The 19,312-nt window shown below is 51.0% G+C and carries 18 protein-coding genes; all 18 read left to right on the forward strand.

Going from position 1 to position 19,312, the window contains the following annotated elements; genetic code table 11:
• Positions 1-270: 270 nt before the first annotated feature.
• The 18 genes from QBE55_04275 to QBE55_04360 all read left to right on the forward strand — a co-directional run bounded on the left by QBE55_04275 (position 271) and on the right by QBE55_04360 (position 19,258).
• A complete protein-coding gene (locus tag QBE55_04275) occupies positions 271-1,410 on the forward strand; it encodes a hypothetical protein (protein WZL79381.1) in 1,140 nt (379 codons plus the stop codon).
• Positions 1,411-1,516: 106 nt separating this feature from the next.
• Complete coding sequence (locus tag QBE55_04280) at positions 1,517-1,831, forward strand: hypothetical protein (protein ID WZL79382.1); 315 nt, start codon at positions 1,517-1,519, stop codon at positions 1,829-1,831.
• A 293-nt stretch (positions 1,832-2,124) separates the two neighbouring features.
• Positions 2,125-3,099, forward strand: a complete 975-nt coding sequence (locus QBE55_04285; protein ID WZL79863.1) for a MoxR family ATPase — start codon at positions 2,125-2,127, stop codon at positions 3,097-3,099.
• On the forward strand, positions 3,099-4,235 hold the full coding sequence (locus QBE55_04290) for a DUF58 domain-containing protein (GenBank protein WZL79383.1): 1,137 nt from the start codon (positions 3,099-3,101) through the stop codon (positions 4,233-4,235). The genes QBE55_04285 and QBE55_04290 overlap by 1 nt, the downstream gene beginning before the upstream one ends.
• The gene (locus QBE55_04295) at positions 4,232-5,539 is read left to right on the forward strand and encodes a DUF4129 domain-containing protein (GenBank protein ID WZL79384.1); all 1,308 of its coding nucleotides are present in this window, start codon (positions 4,232-4,234) and stop codon (positions 5,537-5,539) included. Before QBE55_04290 ends, QBE55_04295 begins: the two co-directional genes overlap by 4 nt.
• Positions 5,540-5,583: 44 nt before the next feature.
• On the forward strand, positions 5,584-6,915 hold the full coding sequence (gene glnA / locus QBE55_04300) for a type I glutamate--ammonia ligase (GenBank protein ID WZL79385.1): 1,332 nt from the start codon (positions 5,584-5,586) through the stop codon (positions 6,913-6,915).
• Positions 6,916-6,965: 50 nt separating this feature from the next.
• Positions 6,966-7,682: a gamma-glutamyl-gamma-aminobutyrate hydrolase family protein gene (locus QBE55_04305; protein ID WZL79386.1), complete on the forward strand. Its 717-nt coding sequence runs from the start codon at positions 6,966-6,968 to the stop codon at positions 7,680-7,682.
• 57 nt (positions 7,683-7,739) lie between these two features.
• Complete coding sequence (locus QBE55_04310; GenBank protein WZL79387.1) at positions 7,740-7,952, forward strand: DUF951 domain-containing protein; 213 nt, start codon at positions 7,740-7,742, stop codon at positions 7,950-7,952.
• A 48-nt stretch (positions 7,953-8,000) separates the two neighbouring features.
• Positions 8,001-8,714 carry a lipoyl(octanoyl) transferase LipB gene (lipB, locus tag QBE55_04315; protein ID WZL79388.1) on the forward strand — a complete coding sequence of 238 codons (714 nt, stop codon included), beginning with the start codon at positions 8,001-8,003 and terminating at the stop codon, positions 8,712-8,714.
• Positions 8,693-9,538 (forward strand): lipoyl synthase, encoded by an 846-nt coding sequence (gene lipA, locus QBE55_04320; protein ID WZL79389.1) that lies wholly within the window; start codon positions 8,693-8,695, stop codon positions 9,536-9,538. Before lipB ends, lipA begins: the two co-directional genes overlap by 22 nt.
• A complete protein-coding gene (locus QBE55_04325) occupies positions 9,513-11,558 on the forward strand; it encodes a DUF2207 domain-containing protein (GenBank protein WZL79390.1) in 2,046 nt (681 codons plus the stop codon). Before lipA ends, QBE55_04325 begins: the two co-directional genes overlap by 26 nt.
• Positions 11,559-11,660: 102 nt before the next feature.
• On the forward strand, positions 11,661-12,209 hold the full coding sequence (locus QBE55_04330; protein WZL79391.1) for a LemA family protein: 549 nt from the start codon (positions 11,661-11,663) through the stop codon (positions 12,207-12,209).
• A gap of 78 nt (positions 12,210-12,287) precedes the next feature.
• Positions 12,288-13,172: a M23 family metallopeptidase gene (locus QBE55_04335; protein ID WZL79392.1), complete on the forward strand. Its 885-nt coding sequence runs from the start codon at positions 12,288-12,290 to the stop codon at positions 13,170-13,172.
• 278 nt (positions 13,173-13,450) lie between these two features.
• Positions 13,451-14,368, forward strand: coding sequence for an ABC transporter permease (locus QBE55_04340; GenBank protein WZL79393.1), 918 nt, complete (start codon positions 13,451-13,453; stop codon positions 14,366-14,368).
• A 13-nt stretch (positions 14,369-14,381) separates the two neighbouring features.
• A complete protein-coding gene (locus QBE55_04345) occupies positions 14,382-15,425 on the forward strand; it encodes an ABC transporter permease (GenBank protein WZL79394.1) in 1,044 nt (347 codons plus the stop codon).
• Between the two features lie 16 nt (positions 15,426-15,441).
• Positions 15,442-16,449 carry an ABC transporter ATP-binding protein gene (locus QBE55_04350; protein WZL79395.1) on the forward strand — a complete coding sequence of 336 codons (1,008 nt, stop codon included), beginning with the start codon at positions 15,442-15,444 and terminating at the stop codon, positions 16,447-16,449.
• Positions 16,449-17,447 carry an ABC transporter ATP-binding protein gene (locus QBE55_04355; GenBank protein WZL79396.1) on the forward strand — a complete coding sequence of 333 codons (999 nt, stop codon included), beginning with the start codon at positions 16,449-16,451 and terminating at the stop codon, positions 17,445-17,447. Before QBE55_04350 ends, QBE55_04355 begins: the two co-directional genes overlap by 1 nt.
• A 143-nt stretch (positions 17,448-17,590) precedes the next feature.
• Complete coding sequence (locus tag QBE55_04360; GenBank protein WZL79397.1) at positions 17,591-19,258, forward strand: peptide ABC transporter substrate-binding protein; 1,668 nt, start codon at positions 17,591-17,593, stop codon at positions 19,256-19,258.
• Positions 19,259-19,312: the final 54 nt, after the last annotated feature.

Below are 19,312 nucleotides of genomic sequence, written 5' to 3' on the forward strand. Positions count from 1 at the left end.
AAATTTTATTTTACACAAAAGATACCAATAAATCAAATAAAAAAGAGGAACAAATTCTGACTGTTTTTTCGTCTCTGCGGCATAGTTGCTTTATGGAACGGGATTTCTTTGTCGAAACTATGAGCATTATATTTATTGGTGTAGATAGGAATATATGGGTAATAATATGGGAAATAAAGGTTTGCCGTAGGAGGAAGGCGAAAATATGGAAAACAGGGGACAGAATCCGGATGAAAAAACCGGATGCAAGAAACGAATGGAGGAATTCGTATGGGAAAGTTTCATGGAAATAATGGAAACAGAAGAAAGGCAAGCAGGAACGGCAATGTGGATACGGAAAGAAACGTCCTGCCTTTATTGCTGTTTCGTGTCTGCGTTTTGATCTTTTCGGCCTTATTGATTCTGAAGACAGATGGGTTTTTTCAGAATGGAAAGGGCCTGCTTCTGTGTTTTGGGATCTATCAGGTCCTGGTCTTTTGTATGTTCCGGCCGATTATCCATATCGGACCGGCCACGCTTCTCTTCTGCGGGGCGGATCTTTTGATCACCCTGACACTGTTGTTCCTGACAGGCGGAATCGCCAGCCCGCTTAGCCCCTGTATTTTCCTGCCGATTTTCACCCTGCATGTCCTGTACGGAATCCGGGGCATGGTATCCGGACTGGCAGGCTGCGTCCTTTGCATTGGGACGGTGTCCCGTATCCCGCCCGAATTTTTTAAACTGGCGGTAAATGCAGGAAGGATGGGTGAAACCATGGGCCTGATGGTGATTGGCATCAGTGTCGTATTGTTTTATGTGCTGCCTTATATTTTATGGAAACAATATTCTACCAGGTCCGATCGGCTGAAGACTCTGAAGAAAAAGAACACGGATCTGGGGGATATGAACCGGAAACTGATGGCACTGTATGAGATGGCCGGAAAGCTCCGGTGCGATGCCGATACCGGAGAGGTGATGAACCGGCTGCTTGCTTTGTGTAATGAGCTGTTCTGGGTGGAACGATCCTGTATCTTCCTGATCCGGAACGGGGAAGTGGAGACATATGGCAAACCCTCCGCCGGGGAAAAAGAAAACATTTATCAGCTGATTCTGGAATACAGGAAAGGGGATTCCCCGAAAGAAGAGAAGGAATACATCCTTCAGGAGCATTCCCTGGCTGTTCCCCTGATCCGGGGTCCCCACATCAATGGAGTACTTTCCCTGAGCGGATGGAACCGGGCTGAGATCACCGGCGGGGAGGCCATATTGTTTTCCATGATTGCTAATCTGCTCTGCACCTATCTGGAAAATATGGAATATATGGCATCCCTGCATCGGAAGCATACTTCCGAAACCAGTGTTCTTTTGAACCAGCTGGACTCCGGAAAGTCGGTCCGGGGAATCCTGGACAAACGAATTTTATCTGTTTAACGGAAGGAACAGAAAATTTTTGAAATTGAATGGACGGAAGCATGAAATCCATCCCTCCAATGAATACTAACTGTGTGACAAATTCAGCGGAAAAGGAGGGAAAATCATGTGGTGGGATCCAAACAATTTCAATGGATATTGGCCTCCCTGGCCCATTGTCAGCCAGGATAACGGCAGAAACCGTGTAAAGGAAGGCAATGAATTCTATCAGGTTTATGTCAATCAGGATTTCGTGGGAGACAAGGAATGCGTGGCCCAGGGAGACGGCGGGCCGTCCTCTGTAGGGGATTATCTGAAGTCCAGGGGATTTGGGAACCTTGCAATTCAAACGGAAGGCAATCAAATCCGGATTCACACCGATGAGGCGAATCAGGCGGAAGAAATAAAAAGACACTTATCGGTTTATCTCAGCATCCGATAGTATGGAATGGAATGCGTTTATTAAAATGATTTTTGTAAAGTTTTGTAAGGCTGCAGGCTCATGCAGCCTTTTTTCCGTGTCCGGAGCGAATCCATTGAAATGTTGTGCTGTAGCAGGAATGAAGGATTGCATGTCGAATGATTAACTATTAATGTATGTGTCGGCGAAAAGGGACAATGAAGAAAAAGCACAATGAAAATAAGCTCAGGGAATCCGGATACAAAATACGAAAGCATCAGCATTTCCGGCAAAGCCGGAAATGGGACAGCCAGTGCAGGGATAAGGAGTCGAAGATGGATCATTTAAAAATCAAACAGCTTTCCGAAAGGGTAAAATCCAATATACAGAAGGTCATTGTCGGCAAGGGGGAAGTCATTGACGAGCTCCTGATTGCGCTTTTTGCGTCCGGCCACATTTTGCTGGAGGATGTCCCGGGTATGGGGAAAACCCTTATGGCTAAGGCAATGGCACGTTCCCTGGATCTTACGTTCCGTCGGATTCAGTTTACTCCTGATCTGCTTCCAACGGACATCAGCGGCCTCAACTATTTCAATCAGAAAGCAGGGGAATTTGTTTTTCGGCCGGGTCCGGTGTTCACCAATATTCTGCTGGCGGACGAGATCAACCGCGCCACACCCAGGACCCAGTCCAGCCTGCTGGAGTGCATGGAGGAACGTCAGGTAACCATAGACGGGGAGACACAGGCTTTGGACCGCCCCTTTCTGGTGATAGCCACTCAGAATCCGGTGGAAACACAGGGGACCTTTCCACTGCCGGAAGCCCAGCTGGACCGCTTCCTGCTGAAGATCAAAATGGGCTATCCCTCCACGGAGGAAGGACTGGAGGTCCTGCAGAGATTCCGGGGCAGACAGCCTTTGGAGGAGATTGGGAAAGTGGCCTCCAAAGAGGAAATACGGGAGGCACAGCAGAGTTATTCGGACTTGTATGTAAGCGGGGATATTCTGAAATATATTATGGATATTGTGGAAAGAACGAGGGAGCATCCGGATCTGATCCTAGGGGTCAGCCCCCGCGGCAGCCAGGCATTGCTGAAGTGTGTCCAGGTCCATGCGATATTGAACGGCCGGGAGTATGTTTCCCCCGATGACGTAAAGGCCATGGTGAAACCGGTGCTGGCTCACCGCATTATCCTGCGCAATACCTCCAGGATAAAGGAAAATTACAATGAACAGGTTCTGGACCGGATTCTCCGGGAAATTCCGGTTCCATCCGAGGAAGAATTAACAGAGGAAGGCAGGCATGCATAATGTCCCTATCCTGGTTCCTGTTCCTGATTGCCGCAATCATCCTGCTGGAAGGCTGGATCTATAAGCATTGGGGGCTGACGGGGCTGACCTATACTCGTTCTTTCAGCGCACCTGCTGTTTTTGAAGGGGAAGAGGCCGAGATGGTGGAACGCATTCAGAACAAAAAGCTTCTTCCCATTCCCTGGCTCCGGGTGGAGTCCAAAATGAATCCCAACCTGAAGTTTCACCGGCAGTCTGATCTGGCGATTAAATATGAGGAATTCCATAAAAGTGTCTTCAGTCTGATGCCCTATACCGCCATTACCCGGCACCATCGGATTCTTTGCAAAAAAAGAGGCTGTTACCGGTTGTCCTCTGCCGCCATGACCTGCGGGGATGCGTTCGGCGTACAGGAACTGTACCGGGATTTTCAGGTAGATGCCCAGTTGCTGGTTTACCCCAGGCTGCTCCCCTTAAGCGAGATTCCCTTTCCTTCTCACAGCTGGATGGGGGAGGTTGCGGTGCGCCGGTGGATTCTGGAAGATCCCTTTCTGGTATCCGGCGTCCGGGATTACCAATATGGGGATCCGCTGAACCGGATCAACTGGAAGGCGTCCGCCCGCACCGAAACATTCAAGGTGTACAACCGGGACCATACGGCAGATCCTCATATCATGGTCCTGCTCAATATTGACCTGAGCGAGGACATGTGGGATGCTGTCACGGATCCGGATCGAATGGAACGGGGGATTTCCTACAGTGCCACCATTGCCGAGGATGCCATTGAAAACGGCATTCCGGTTGGTTTTGGCAGCAATGCCTGTGAGATGGACGAAAGGAAGCAGCCCATCCGGATCGGGCCACAGCCCGGCCGGGAGCAGCTGAATCACATTCTTGAAGTTTTGGCGAAGTTGATCCTTGTCCGAAGCTGTACGTTTTATACCTTTCTGGAAGAAGAACTGGATCGGGAAAGCATTCCGGCGGATATTCTCCTGATCACTCCTTTTGTCAGCAAAAGAATGGAAAATCAGATTGCCAGGCTGAGAGATCAGGGCAATTCTGTGGATTTGATCTTTTTGGAGGGTGCTGCGGAAGCGGACCGAACCGGGGAATCGCAGGAAGGTCTTTCGATGAAAGCGAAGGGGAATGTCGGATGAATCGAAAATTTGTAATCTCTGAAGCAGCAGCGCTCTGGACGGATGTCTGGTCGGCCTTTCCCATTGCGCTGTCCGTTTGCCTGGCTGCTTTCCCGCAGCGGAATCCCTATGTCGGGATCGGGCTCCTGGCGGGGGTCTATGCCGCAGGCATGATCTTACGCAGCCTGCTGATCCGGAAGAGCCGGCTGCCCTCCGTTGTCCTTTCCCTCATCGCCTGCATTGGCTCGGGGCTCCTGTTCAGTGGAAGCACAGCCGGTGGGATCCTTTTTGCACTGCTCTCCCTTGCTGTTGCCTGCCGTGCCATTTTGACCACGGATCTGCCCTTTCCGACAGTATTTCCCAGGGCATATTGCTTTGTATCCCTCCTGATTTATTTCCTTGCCTATTTCCTCTACGGCAGGATCGTGGTGCTGCGTCCGTATCAAAGCGCCGTACTGTATGCGGGGCTGATAGCCGTTCCGACTCATCTGCACTGGATCAATTCCGATGTACTGAAGAAGGCATCCAGGGAAGAATTGAAGGATTCCTCCTCTTTGCCGGCGGTAAAAAGAAACAATCGCATCATTACGGCGGTTACCCTGGCGATCGGACTTTTGCTTGCCAGCTACCATACCCTGAAGGATGCGGTTTTGAATGCCCTGAAGTCTGCATATTTCTTTCTTTTGAGGATTTTCCGGCGGATCATGAGTCTGCTGGATACCGGGAATCCGGGAGGGGAGCCGGAGGGAGAGGGGCGGGCGCCGCAGCTGCCGCCTGCCGGGCCGGCAAAGTTCTCCCCTTTCTGGGATCAGGCAGTACGGATTATCGGATATGTTCTTGCTTTTGTTCTTATGGCCGGATTTCTGATTTTTCTTGTCCGAATGCTGATTCGTCTGTTGCGCCGTTTTGCCCGATGGATCCGGCGGTGGCTGGCGGAGGGCAGCCGGCAGGAAGAGACCCCGGACTACCGGGACGAAAAGGAGAGCCTGTTGGACTGGCAGGCGGTACGGCGCAGCTATGCGGACAGCATTCGGGATCGGATGGACCGGCTTTTCCGAAGGGAACCCGGATGGGATCAGTTGACGGGCAACCGGCAGAGGATCCGGTATTTGTACCGTCACCTGGTGCAAAGATCCATCCGGAACGGATATGAGTTTCATGCCAGTCGGACACCGGATGAAACCATTCGGGATCTGGCAGGAAGCGGAAGGCTGAAGAAAAATCTGCAGTCTCTGCTGAAACGGCTGTATGGGACCGCCCGGTATGGGAACGGAACCATTTCAGATGATGAAGTGCATGCACTCAAAAAGGATTTGATGGAATAAATCATCCAAAAAATTTCAGGTTGGCAGAAGAATGGAGCAAGGGAATGGCAAAATATACAAACGAAGACATCCTGCAGATATGCAGGGAAAAGCAGGTGCAGTTTATCCGCCTTCAGTTTACGGATATCTTTGGCACCCTGAAAAATGTGGCAATTACGACGAAACAGCTGGAAAAGGCCCTGAATCATGAGATACTATTCGACGGATCCTCCATTGAAGGCTTTGTACGTATCGAAGAATCCGACATGGTACTTTATCCGGATCCGGATTCCTTTGTGATTTATCCCTGGAGTTCCGGGGAAGGCAGAACAGCCCGGCTGATCTGTGATGTTTATGGAGCGGACGGCACTCCTTTCGAAGGCTGTCCCAGGAATACGCTTCAGCGCGTGATCCGGGAAGCGGAGGAAATGGGTTACACCCTGGAGGCCGGACCGGAAGCGGAGTTTTTTCTGTTTCATACGGATGAAGAAGGAAGGCCCACTATTGCAACCCACGACAACGGAGGATACTTTGATCTGGGCCCGGTGGACCGGGGAGAAAGCGCCAGGAGGGATATGTGCCTGACCCTGGAGCGAATGGGCTTTGAGGTGGAGACCTCCCATCATGAGACGGCTCCGGGTCAGCATGAAATTGATTTTAAATACAGCGATGCCCTGACCACAGCGGACAATGTCATGACCTTCAAAATGGTTGTTCGGTTTATTGCGCAGCAGTATGGGCTCCATGCTACATTTATGCCAAAGCCCATTGCCGGAATTGCCGGATCCGGAATGCATCTGAATCAGTCCGTTTTCAGGGATGGAAAGAATGTATTCTATGATCCGCAGGATCCGCATCAGCTCAGCCCGGAGGCATATCATTACATGGGGGGCCTCCTGGAACATGCACCGGCGGTTACCGCGATTACCAATCCTCTGGTCAATTCCTACAAAAGACTGATTGCCGGATATGAAGCGCCGGTATACATTGCCTGGTCTTTCCGGAATCGGAGCCCCCTGATCCGGATTCCCAGCAAACGGGGGCAGGGAACCAGACTGGAGCTGAGAAGCCCGGATCCATCCTGCAATCCTTATCTGGCGTTGGCGGTCACCCTAAAAGCAGGACTGGACGGAATCCGAAGAAAGATACAGCCTCCGGCCCCTGTCAACCGGAACATTTTTGACATGACGAACTACGAGCGGGAAAAGGAATGTATTCGCTGCCTTCCCGGCAATCTGAAGGAAGCTCTTGATGCGCTGGAGAATGACCCGCTGATCCGAAACGCTCTGGGCAGGCACATTGACAACCGGTACCGGGAGGCAAAGCGGATGGAGTGGAAGAAATATAAAATGCAGATCAGCCGGTGGGAGCTGGATCAATATTTGAATAAATTCTAGATATTTTCATCGGTTTTCCATCCGGAAAGCCTTTCAGGAGGCGGTTTGTTGTGAGGCCGATTATCGGCATTACCTGTGATTACAATTGGGAGACGGGAGACAGCCGGCTGAGACCGGGATACTTTGAAGGGGTTTACCGGTCCGGAGGACTTCCGTTTCTGATCCCGGCACTGGATCCTGCTGCTGCAGGCCCGATAATGACCCGGCTGGACGGGCTTCTTCTGACGGGCGGGCAGGATCCGGATCCCTGCTGGTTCGGAGAGGAGCCTCACCCTGCCATCGGTAACGTCAACCCCTGCCGGGACAGGTTGGAACTTGCCCTTGCACGGGAGGCCAATGCCGGAGACATCCCGGTATTTGGCATCTGCAGAGGGATACAGATGATGAACATTGCCATGGGCGGCGACATTTATCAGGATATTTACACGCAGGCGGAGGACGGCAAACCCCTTCTTTGTCATCAGCAGCCGGCACCCAAATGGTATGGGTTTCATGAGGTCCGGATTTCTGAAGAGTCTGTTCTGAGGAGGATTCTGGCAATCGGACAGATCCGGGTAAACAGCTTTCATCATCAGGCCGTCCGGCACCCGGGAAAGTCCCTTCATGCAGTGGCCCGTACCAGTGACGGGATTATCGAGGCGATCGAGTCGGAGGCCCATCCGTTCTTTATCGGGGTTCAGTGGCATCCGGAACGCATGCTGGAGAATCCGGTCATGATCCGGCTGTTTGAAGCGTTTGTAAAGGCTTCGGCTGCCCGGACATCCTGAAAGATCCGGCCGGCGGAAAGTTGCAGCTGAAACTTTTTGGAAAGGAGGAGAAGAAGGATGATTGTGGAATGTAATATTGGAGATATCGTAATGATGCGGAAAAAGCATCCCTGCGGCGGCGACCGGTGGACCGTCATCCGGACCGGTGCGGATTTCAAGATAAAATGCCTGAAATGCGGCCGTATTGTCATGCTGGATCGGGAGACCTTTGGAAAGAGGCTGAAGAAAGTCCTGCAAAAAGCCGGGGATGAGGACAGCAGTCCGGAATAAAGCCGAACAGGACATTTGCAGGATGGCCGGGAAAGGGTGGCGGAGCAGATGACAATCAGGGTAGTGGATCTGGGCAGGATTTCTTATCCGGAGGCCCTGGATCTTCAAAATCAGTTGCTGTGTCTGAGGCAGCAGAATCGGATCGGGGATGTGCTCCTTCTTTTGGAGCATGCGGACGTTCTGACCATCGGGCGTTCCGGTCATCGGTCCAATCTTCTGCTATCGGAGGAAGAGCAGGACCGGAGGGGGGTCCGGGTATATAACATCAACCGGGGAGGGGATATCACCTATCACGGCCCGGGTCAGATCGTAGGATATCCGATTATCGACTTATCTTCCATGGGAAAAAGCATCCGGACATTTGTGCGTAATCTCGAAGAGGTGTTTATACGCCTTCTGAACCGGGAATATCATATTCCGGCAGGCCGGGACCCGGTTCATACGGGGGTCTGGATTGGAGAGAAAAAAATCACGGCCATTGGTCTGGCAGTAAAGCACTGGGTCACCCAGCATGGGTTTGCCTTCAATGTCAACACGGATCTGAGCCGTTTTCAATGGATTGTACCCTGCGGCATTGCCGATAAAGGGGTCACTTCCATGGCGGACCAGCTGGGCAGGACGGTCGATCTCCCAAAGGTAAGGAATCTGGTGGCGGATTATTTTGGTCAGGTCTTTCAAATGAAAACCGAAGCAATGGAAAAGCAGCAGCTGTACGAAGTGATTCAGGGGGAGGGAGCAGCATGGCAAAGCCGGAATGGCTGAAGATAAGGGCAAGGAACACCCCGGAGGCGGCAAAGGTCCGAAAAATGCTGAAAGGCCTTTCTCTGCATTCCGTATGTGAGGAGGCAGCCTGTCCCAATCAAATGGAGTGTTTCGGAAGGAAAACGGCCACTTTCATGATCCTGGGGAGGCATTGCACCCGGAACTGTACGTTCTGCAATGTCCGGAAAGGCCGTGCGGATCCGGTGGATCCGGAAGAACCGTCTCATGTGGCAGAGGCGGTCCGGGAACTCGGCCTGTATTATGTGGTGATTACCTCTGTTACCCGGGACGATCTGCCGGACGGCGGAGCGGATCATTTTGCGCGGACGATCCGGGAGGTGCGGGCCCTCAATCCGTCCACTGCTGTGGAAGTGCTGATTCCTGATTTCAGGGGCGATATCAACGCCCTGAAGTTGGTGGTGGATGCCCGCCCGGAGGTTCTCAATCATAATGTGGAAACGATTCCCCGGCTGTACGCCACCGTCCGGCCCATGGCACAGTATCATCGGTCTCTTTGCCTGCTCCGGAATGCAAAGGATCTGTACCCGGATCAAATCACCAAATCCGGCATTATGGTGGGATTGGGAGAGAAGGAACAGGAAGTGGCGGAGGTGATGGGGGACTTAAGGGAAGTGGGATGCGATATCCTGACAGTGGGTCAGTACCTGGCGCCCTCCAGGCAGCACCATCCTGTGACGGAATATGTCCGGCCGGAAGTTTTTGACCGGTACCGGGAGATCGGCAGGGAACTGGGATTCCGGTATGTGGCTTCCGCTCCCCTTGTCCGGAGTTCCTATCATGCGGAGGAAGCCCTGCGGGCTTGACAGGCATGATGGACTTTATTTGCACTGGCCTGCCGGTCCATGGAGGAGGGTTTATACCATAAAAAAGAAACGAATAAATTACAGAGATTTCCTTTTTGGATTTCTGATTCTGTCGCTCCTTTTTTCAGGCGTTTGTACGCAGAAGGCACAGGCAGATGACAAGAATTATTCCGTCCGGCGATATGACGTGAATGTGGAGGTACAGTCCAACGGGGATGCTGTTGTCCGGGAACAGATCACCTATCAGTTTTCAGGGAAGTTCAATGGTATTTTAAGGGATATTGATACGGATCAGACCGATGGGATGGAGGACATCCGGGTATTTGTGGAAAAAGGTGACAAATTCAGGGCATTTCATCAGGCAAAAAAGAAGGGCAGAAATGCCTATGAAATGACCCGGGAGGACGGTCTTGTCAAATTAAAGGTCTACGAAACGTCCAAAGATGAGGAAAAGACCTTCCGATATGAATACCGGATGCGGAATGTGGCGGAAAAGTATCAGGATATTGGAGTTTATAACCGAAAGGTGATCGATAGAAACTGGGATGTCCCATTGAATAACATTACGATTACCATACGGATTCCGGAAGGCGCGTCAAAAGAGGATCTGAAGATTTTTGCCCATGGCCCTCTGACAGGAGAGTCCAGGATTGCGGATGAGCGGACCTTTGTCTTTCATGTACCGGAAGTATCTCCCGGAACCTTTGTGGAGACGCTGGCGGTGTTCCCTCCGGGGCTGATCCCGGGTGCCGGCCGGGTGCATGACGAAACAAAGCTTCCTGCCATTCTGAGCAATGAGCAGAAGCTGGCAGAGGAAGCCAATACTGCCAGGGAGGAAGCCAGGCAAAGGCAGAAGAAATGGGAAAAAGAGCAGAAGGAACTGCGCAAAAAGCGTGCAGGGCAAAAGAAAATCCGGGACGGACTGCTGCCTGTCTTTGTTGCTGCAATTCTGGCCGGAGCCTTATCGCTGATGGATTTTTTTGCGAAATATGCCCGTGGACCCAGACCGGAGTTTCAGGGGGATTACTGCAGAGAACTGCCCGGGGATTATCCTCCTGCCGTCATGAGCTATCTCATGAATACGAAATATATATACTCCAGGGACATCATGGCCACTCTCCTGGATCTGGTGAGGGAAAAGCAGATTACCATCCGCGGGAGCAAGGCGGAGAGCGGGCATCTGCTGAAGAGATCCCATGTGGATTATGAGATTTCCCGCGTCGAAGGAGCCGGTACAGAGCATCTCCTTGCCCATGAGGAGTTTCTGTTGTCCTGGTTTATCGACAGGCTTGGAAGGAATGGCGCGTTGGTTCTGGGGGATCTGAAGAAGATTACCGGCAAAAGGTCCAGGGCATTGGAGTTCAACAAGGATTTTGAAAAGTTTCAATCCATGGTACAGGCGGAAGGAAAAGCTCAGGGATTCTTCAGCCGGAACAGCTGGAGGGAAAATCTGAACGGCAGTGGGAGATACGCGCTGATTGCCACAGCGCTGTTGGTGGCTGGATCTGTGGCGGCAATACAGCTGAGCTCGGGATGGGGCGGGGCCGTCGCTGCAGTAGGCGGGATAACCCTGCTCTCCATGCTGTTGGTTTCCGTTATGCCAAAGAAAACCCAATATGGGGCGGAACAGGCTGCCAAATGGTCAGCCTTTAAGAGATTCCTGCTTCATTTCTCCGAGATGGAGAAGGCAGAGATTCCGTCCATTGTAATCTGGGAGCACTATCTGGTATATGCTGTTTCCCTTGGCATCGCCAAAGAGGTCATCGAACAGATGCCGAAAGTCTTCAGCGATGGGGAGATTCAGGATCCTGGCCTGACCTATATGGGATACTATGGATCCCTGCAGAATCTTGCGCTGATGAGCAGTATGTTCGATAGTACAATGGATTCCATTGATAATGCTGTCAATACTGCTGCCACAGCGGCATCTCCTGATTCATCCGGAAGCGGAGGCGGCGGGGGATTCAGCGGTGGCAGCTCCGGAGGAGGCGGGGGCGGAGGAGGCGGAGGCGCTTTCTGACAGCATGCCCCTGAAAGAGAATCCCTTCGAAATGGGGAGGTCAGATGGGTTTCCCCGGGGACAGAGAGAGAAATTTAAATGACGAATTGAGGGAGGAAAAAGATGATAGGTTATATGATTGCGGGGATTGTTGTTCTGGTCGTTCTGTATCTGATATTTGCTTATAACGGATTTGTGGAACTGCGCAACAGGGTACGCAATGCGTGGGCCCAGATTGAGGTTCAGCTGAAGAAACGGGCCGATCTGATTCCCAATCTGGTGGAGACGGTGAAAGGGTATGCCGGTCATGAAAAGGAAACCTTTGACCGAATTGTGAAAGCCAGAACCGGAGTCCTGAATGCCAACACCCCGGAGGAAAGCATGAAAGCCAACGGCGCACTAACCGACGCTCTTCGCAGACTGATGGTGGTGGTGGAGGCCTATCCGGATCTGAAGGCCAATTCCAATTTTCTGAGTCTTCAGGAGGATCTGAAGGATGTGGAGGAAAAGATACGGTATTCCCGTCAGTTCTATAATGACACCGTTTTGAAATACAATAACAGGATCCAGACATTTCCGAACAATGTCGTAGCCGGCATGTTTGGATTTCAGGGAGAGGTGTTTTTCCAGGTTGAGGAAGGGGATCGGGAGGTTCCGAACGTTCAGTTTTGAATTGTTCCATTGTTTGAATGGTTTGGAAGGAAGCTGGTTTCCTGAGCCGGCGGATTCCTATCGTGCAGGAGGGATTTTATGGCTGCTTTGAGAAGGCGTCATCGTTTTCAGATTGCCGACAGGAAGCGATTCCTGCCGTTTTTGACTGTTCTGTTGCTCCTGGTTGCTGTATTGGTTCTGCTGTGCCTGAACTTTAACGTGCCCATGAGGCAATACACGGCAGATCAATTTTTGCCGGAGCATCTGACGATGTATTTTTCGGTGGGGGAGGATGCCGGAGTGCCCTGGTATTATCTGGCTGCTGTGGATCAGGCGGAAAACATTCCAAAGAAAAAAATCAGTCAAAAGCGGACTTCCTCCATAGCCCTGCATCTTACCGGGATCCGGAATCCGGACGAACTTCCGCAGTATCTTGCCGGCTATAAAAAGAGTAAATCCCTTCTCCGCAGGGTGAAGGGACAGATCGGACGCTTTGACGATCTGCGGGCCATCCACGATGACAAGGTGTTTCCCTTATCCCCGGAGGCAGAGTATGTCTATGAGAACGGATATGGCGATACCCGCACCTATGGCGGGGAACGCACCCATGAAGGCATTGACATCATGACGGAAAAAGGAGTTCCGATCCGGTCTGTCTGCGACGGCGTCATTGAGCAGGTCGGATGGAATGAACTGGGCGGTTATCGAATCGGTGTTCGGGGAGAGGATCATGTCTACTATTATTATGCGCACCTGTCCCGCTATGAAGGGAAACCAAAAAAGGGAGATAAGGTGAAACGGGAACAGCAGATCGGATACAGCGGGGATACCGGGTACGGCCCGGAAGGGACCTCCGGGAAATTTGAACCCCACCTGCATTTTGGGATGTATTACTGTAAGGGGGAGGATCTTGAGGCATTCAATCCCTGGCCATTTCTCAGGGCCTGGGAAGGTGGGCATCCGGCGGCCGGTCAGCAGCAGTGAAAGCGGCGGGAGAAGAAAAAGGCGGGAGGTCTGACTGCAGGGGCAGGAGGTTTTTTTTGCCTGATTGTATAATGATTGTATAAACATGAATATTATGATTCTTGAATTGCAGCCGGATGAAAATTTATTCGGCATATCCCCTTGTCACTTCATTTCAAAAATGCTATAATCTATAATTGTAATTTTAAATGAATGATTTCTTATGCGGGAATTCAAAAATGGAATATATATAAATATCCGTTTTTGAATGTTTTTTTATTACAAGGTGGAGGTTTTTTATGCTGTGGTATGTGGTCAAGCGGGTTTTGTTGGCTGCGATGACGATTTTTCTGGTTGCGACTATCACATTTTTTTTAATGAGAATGGTACCGGGCGGCCCGTTCATTGCGGAGAAATCCATTAGTGAGCAGGCACAGGCTGCTTTGAATGCAAAATTCGGCCTGGATAAACCGGTGTATGTTCAATATAAAAACTATATGACAGGAGCACTTCATGGTGATTTCAGTCTGAGCCTGAAGCAGAGAGGGCGGACGGTTTCTGAAATTATCTCCAGTAAATTTCCGATTTCTGCAAAGCTGGGCGGGGTTTCCGTTCTGATTGCCCTGGCCGTGGGGATTCCCCTCGGAAGCATTGCTGCCCTGAACCGGGGCAAATGGCTGGATCAGGTGATTATGGTGATTGCCACCTGCGGGATTGCGTTTCCCAGCTTTGTGATCTGTACGGTGGGGATGTATGTGTTTGGAGTTCGGCTGAAGTGGCTGCCTACCTTTGGACTGACGTCTCCCCTTCATTATATTCTTCCGGTATTTTCCCTGGCCTTTTATCCAACAGCCTATATTACCCGGCTGATGCGGTCTTCCATGCTGGATGTTCTCGACCAGGATTATATGAGGACGGCCAGAGCCAAGGGCCTGTCCTGGAACAGAAGCCTGTTCAAACATGCACTGCGCAATGCTGTTCTGCCGGTAGTGACCTATGTCGGTCCCATGCTGGCTTACACCCTGACCGGCAGTTTTGTTGTGGAGAAGATTTTTGTGATACCCGGTCTGGGAGGCCAGTTTGTCAGTTCCATAATGACCCGTGATTATACCGTAATTATGGGCACGACGATTTTTCTGGCAACGCTTCTCATCCTGATGAATGTTGTGGTGGACATTGTCTACAAGATTATTGATCCCCGCATTCAGTTGAAATAAGGAGGCAGGTTAAATGACAAGTAAAAACCCATTGAGTTTTCAATTGAATACCGATGATTTTCTGCCTGCCAGCGATGAGGAAAAGCAAAATCTGATAAAGATGCGGCCAAGCATCAGCTTCTGGAAAGACGCCATGCGCCGGTTGTGCAAAAATAAAGTAGCAATGATCAGCCTTGCAGTGATCCTGGTCGTTATGATTTTTTCCTTTATTGTGCCGGCTTTCTATCCCTATCGGTATGCGCAGCAGATCAAAGGCTCGGAGTATCTGCACCCCATGACATATTCGGAACAGGAACAGGCCCGCATGGATGAGGGGGAGAAGGTATTTCCCCATATTCTCGGTACGGACAATCTGGGACGCGATTATGCGGTGCGTGTGATGGTGGGCAGTCGGATTTCCCTGCTGGTTGGCCTGGTGGCATCCGCCATTGTTTTGATTATCGGATCCATATATGGTGCCGTGTCCGGTTTTTTCGGCGGCTGGGTGGATACCATAATGATGCGGATTGTGGATATTATTTATACCATTCCCGATATTTTGCTGATTGTCCTGCTTTCCTTTGCCCTGAAGGCGCCCATAGCAAAGCTGGCTGTACGGAAGGGTTTTGGATGGATCCAGGTAATGGGGCCCAACCTGATCAGTATTTTTATTGTATTTGCCCTGCTTTATTGGGTGGGGATGGCCCGGATTGTCCGGGGACAGATCCTGACACTCAAGCAGAATGAATATGTCACTGCGGCCAAAGCGCTGGGCGCTTCCAATGCCCGCATAATACGCAAGCATTTGCTGACCAATTGTATCGGCACTCTGATTGTTACCACCACGCTGCAGATTCCATCTTCCATTTTTACGGAGAGTTTTCTCAGCTTTCTTGGTATGGGTGTGGCAGTTCCGCTTCCATCCCTGGGTTCTTTGGCCAGTGACTCTTTGAACGGACTGACCAGTTATCCCTATTTGTTGATGGCTCCGGCCCTTTTGATCAGTCTGATTATCTTAAGCTTCAATCTGTTCGGCGATGGGCTGCGGGATGCTTTTGATCCCAAGATGAAGAGCTGAGGAAGGAGGAAAGAATATGAGTGAAAACTTAGTTGACATCCATAATGAGAAGCTTTCTTTTTTTACCCCTGCCGGGGAAGTGAAAGCCCTCAATGATGTGTCGTTATATGTCCGTCCGGGTGAAATCCTGGGGATCGTTGGCGAGAGCGGCTCCGGAAAGTCCGTTACCGCATACAGTCTCATGGGCCTGACCGCTCATCCCGGACGGCTGACAGGCGGGGATATTTACTTTAACAGTCATCATATCAACAGGATGACGGAAAAGGAGATGCGCCGGATCCGGGGGAATGAGGTTTCCATTATCTTTCAAGATCCGATGACCAGCCTGAACCCGGTTTATACCATTGGCAATCAGATCCGGGAGGTCATTCTCCTGCATACCAAACGAACCAAAAAGCAAGCCAATGAACGCGCCTGCGAGCTGCTGCGCCTGGTAGGCATCAATGAACCGGAAAAGCGGATGAAGCAGTATCCTCATGAATTTTCCGGCGGGATGCGGCAGAGGGTCATGATCGCAATTGCCCTGGCCTGCGAACCGAAGCTTCTGATTGCCGACGAACCGACCACAGCTCTGGATGTGACCATTCAGGCACAGATCCTTGAATTGATGATGAGCCTGAAGGAAAAGCTGGATATGTCCATTATTATCATCACCCATGATCTGGGCGTTGTGGCAGGCATGTGTGACCGGATTGCCGTAATGTATGCCGGCAAGGTGGTGGAATGCGGGACAACAGATGAGATTTTTTATCAGCCTTCCCATGAATACACCAAAGGGCTGCTGCGGAGTATTCCCAACCTGTATGAAAGAGAGCACAAAAAACTGGTTCCCATTCAGGGGCTGCCGGTGGATCTGCTCGATCTTCCGGAAGGCTGTCCTTTTGCAACCCGCTGTCCAAACTGCATGAAGGTTTGCATGAAGCACATGCCGGAATACACTTATTTGAACGACAGTCACTACAGTGCATGCTGGCTGCTGGATAAAGAGAAATTTATGAAAAAACAAAGGGGTGCTTTGACATAATGGAAGACAAAAAACTGGTCGAAGTGCAGCACCTGAAAGAATACTTTCCCGTAAAGGGGGAGAGGCCATTTGAGCGAAAATATGTCAAGGCTGTGGATGACATCAGTTTTTACATCCGAAAGGGCGAAACATTCGGTCTTGTGGGAGAGTCCGGCTGCGGAAAGACCACTGCAGGCCGTACCATATTACGGCTGTACGAGCCTACCAGCGGGAAAATATTCTATGACGGGAAGGATATTACGCATGTCAATATGCTCCCTTACCGCCGGAAAATGCAGATCGTCTTCCAGGATCCCTATGCCAGCCTGGATCCCCGGATGACCGTGGGCGATATTATCGGGGAAGCCATTGATATCCATCATCTGGCAACCAATGCGAAAGAACGGCGGGATCGTATTGTGGAGCTGTTGAGCCTGGTCGGCCTGAATACAGAGCATGCCAATCGTTATCCCCACGAATTTTCCGGAGGCCAGCGCCAGCGTGTGGGCATTGCCCGTGCCCTGGCGGTGGATCCGGAGTTTATCGTGTGTGATGAGCCTGTTTCGGCTCTGGATGTTTCCATCCAGGCTCAGGTAGTCAACATGTTCGAGGAGCTTCAGGAAAGACTGGGGCTGACCTACCTGTTCATTGCCCATAACCTGAGCGTCGTGAAACACATTTCCAGCCGGATTGGCGTCATGTACCTGGGCAAGATGATGGAACTGGCGGACAACTATGAGCTGATCTTTCACAGCGTGCACCCGTATACGCGGAGTCTGATCTCCGCCATTCCCATAGCCGATCCGAAAACTGCCCGGGCCGCTCACCGCATTGTGCTGAAAGGGGATGTTCCCAGTCCGGTGGATCCCCCTTCGGGATGCCGGTTCCGTACCAGGTGCCCGTATGCGGATGAGCGATGTGCGGCGGAGGAGCCGGAATGGCGGGAAGTGTCTCCCGGTCACTTTGCTGCCTGCCATCACCTGGATCGGGTGAAGGATGAAAAACCGGTAACCGATTGAAGCATGCACGGTACGGTGTGGAGGAACAATGGATCCGGATAGACGGTATGCCATGGAAGAATACAAATGACAATTGGTTTCCTGAAGGTGTCCGTATTGGACATATGGAAGGATCAAAGTAAGAATAAAAGGAGGACAAATTTATGAGAAGAAAGATTGCATTGGTGCTGGCACTTACCGTGCTCCTGTCTTTCAGCGTTTACGGCTGCGGCAGTTCCGATAATAAATCAAAAGGCGGTTCCAATAAAACCAGCGAAGCACCCGGCAAAGAGGGAAAAGGCGGAAAACAGCTGGTGGCAGAGATCGGTCCCAATCCCGAGACCATTGATCCTGCCCTGAACAGTACCGTGGACGGAGGCAATATGCTTCTGTTTGCCTTTGACTGTCTGCTGAACATTGACCAGAAGAATAAGGTGACCAGCGGTGCGGCGGAGAAGTATGACATAAGTCCGGACGGACTGACCTGGACATTTCATTTGCACAAAGATCTGAAATGGTCGGATGGTTCGGATCTTACCGCAGAGGACTTTGTATACAGCTGGAAGCGCATGGTGGATCCGGATACCGCTGCGCCTTATGCCAAAACTGCCCTGGGTATGGTAAAGGGATTTGACGAAGCGGAAAATGGTGATCCGGATAAGCTGGCGGTTTCTGCTCCTGATAAGAGCACATTTGTGGTGGAACTGTCTCATCCCTGTGTGTATTTTGACAAGATGGCTGCCTTTGCACCATTGAGTCCGGTCAATAAGAAAACCATTGAAGAAAACGGAGACGCCTGGGCGACCAAGCCGGAAACCTATATCTGCAACGGTCCATTCTATATCAGCGAATGGGTGCCCAATTCCTATATCATGTTCAAAAAGAATCCCTATTTCCGGGATTCGGATAAAGTCAAGCTGGATTCGATTAAATTACTGTTGATCGAAGATGCGAACTCCGCCTATGCTGCCTATCAGACCGGTGAGACCATGATGATCAAGGATGTCCCGACTGCAGAAATCAAAGCTCTGCGGGATAATAAGGAGTTTCATATTGAACCCAGTCTGGGCACCTATTATGTCAGCCTGAATGATTCCCTGCCCCAGTTTCAGGATCCCCGTGTCCGCAAGGCACTGAGTCTGGCACTGGATCGGAAATATATGTCGGAGACCCTGGCAGAAGGAGTGTATACTCCTGCAGGCAATTTCCTGGGAACCGGTTTAACCGATTGGGATGACAGTTCCTTTATGGACAATGCCAATGGCGGGAAACCGTATATTGACACGGACGACTACGAAGGCAATCTGAAGGAAGCAAAGAAATTGATGGCGGAAGCCGGTTATCCGGATGGCAAAGGGTTCCCCACCATCACGTATTCCACCAATGATGCCAGCTGGCATAAGGTGTTTGCGCAGTACATGCAGGAAGCATGGAAGAAGCTGGGGGTTACGGTAAACGTGGATGTTGTCGAATGGGCATCCTTTACTCCCATGCGCCGTGCAGGAGACTATGAAGCCAGTCGGAACGGCTGGGTCATGGACTATAATGATCCTTCCAATATGCTGGAGCTTTTTTACAGCGACAATGGAAACAATGACAGCAAATACAACAACCCTGAGTTTGATGCCATGATGGATAAGGCCGCCATGGAAGCAGATGCGAAAACACGTTCCGGTTATCTGCATCAGGCAGAAGACATCCTGATGGAGGATGCCGGTGCGATACCCATTGCCTACTACAATGACTTTTATCTGCAGAGCAGCAAAATCAAAGGTGCCTGGCACTCTCCCTATGGATATTGGTATTTCCAGTATGCGGATATTGAAGATTAAAGGAAGCGTGCAGACTCGAAGTCTTATAGATAAAGTTTTTTAAATGGAATCTTA

It is taken from the genome of Eubacteriales bacterium mix99, from assembly GCA_038396605.1.
GTDB lineage: Bacteria > Bacillota > Clostridia > Caldicoprobacterales > DTU083 > UBA4874.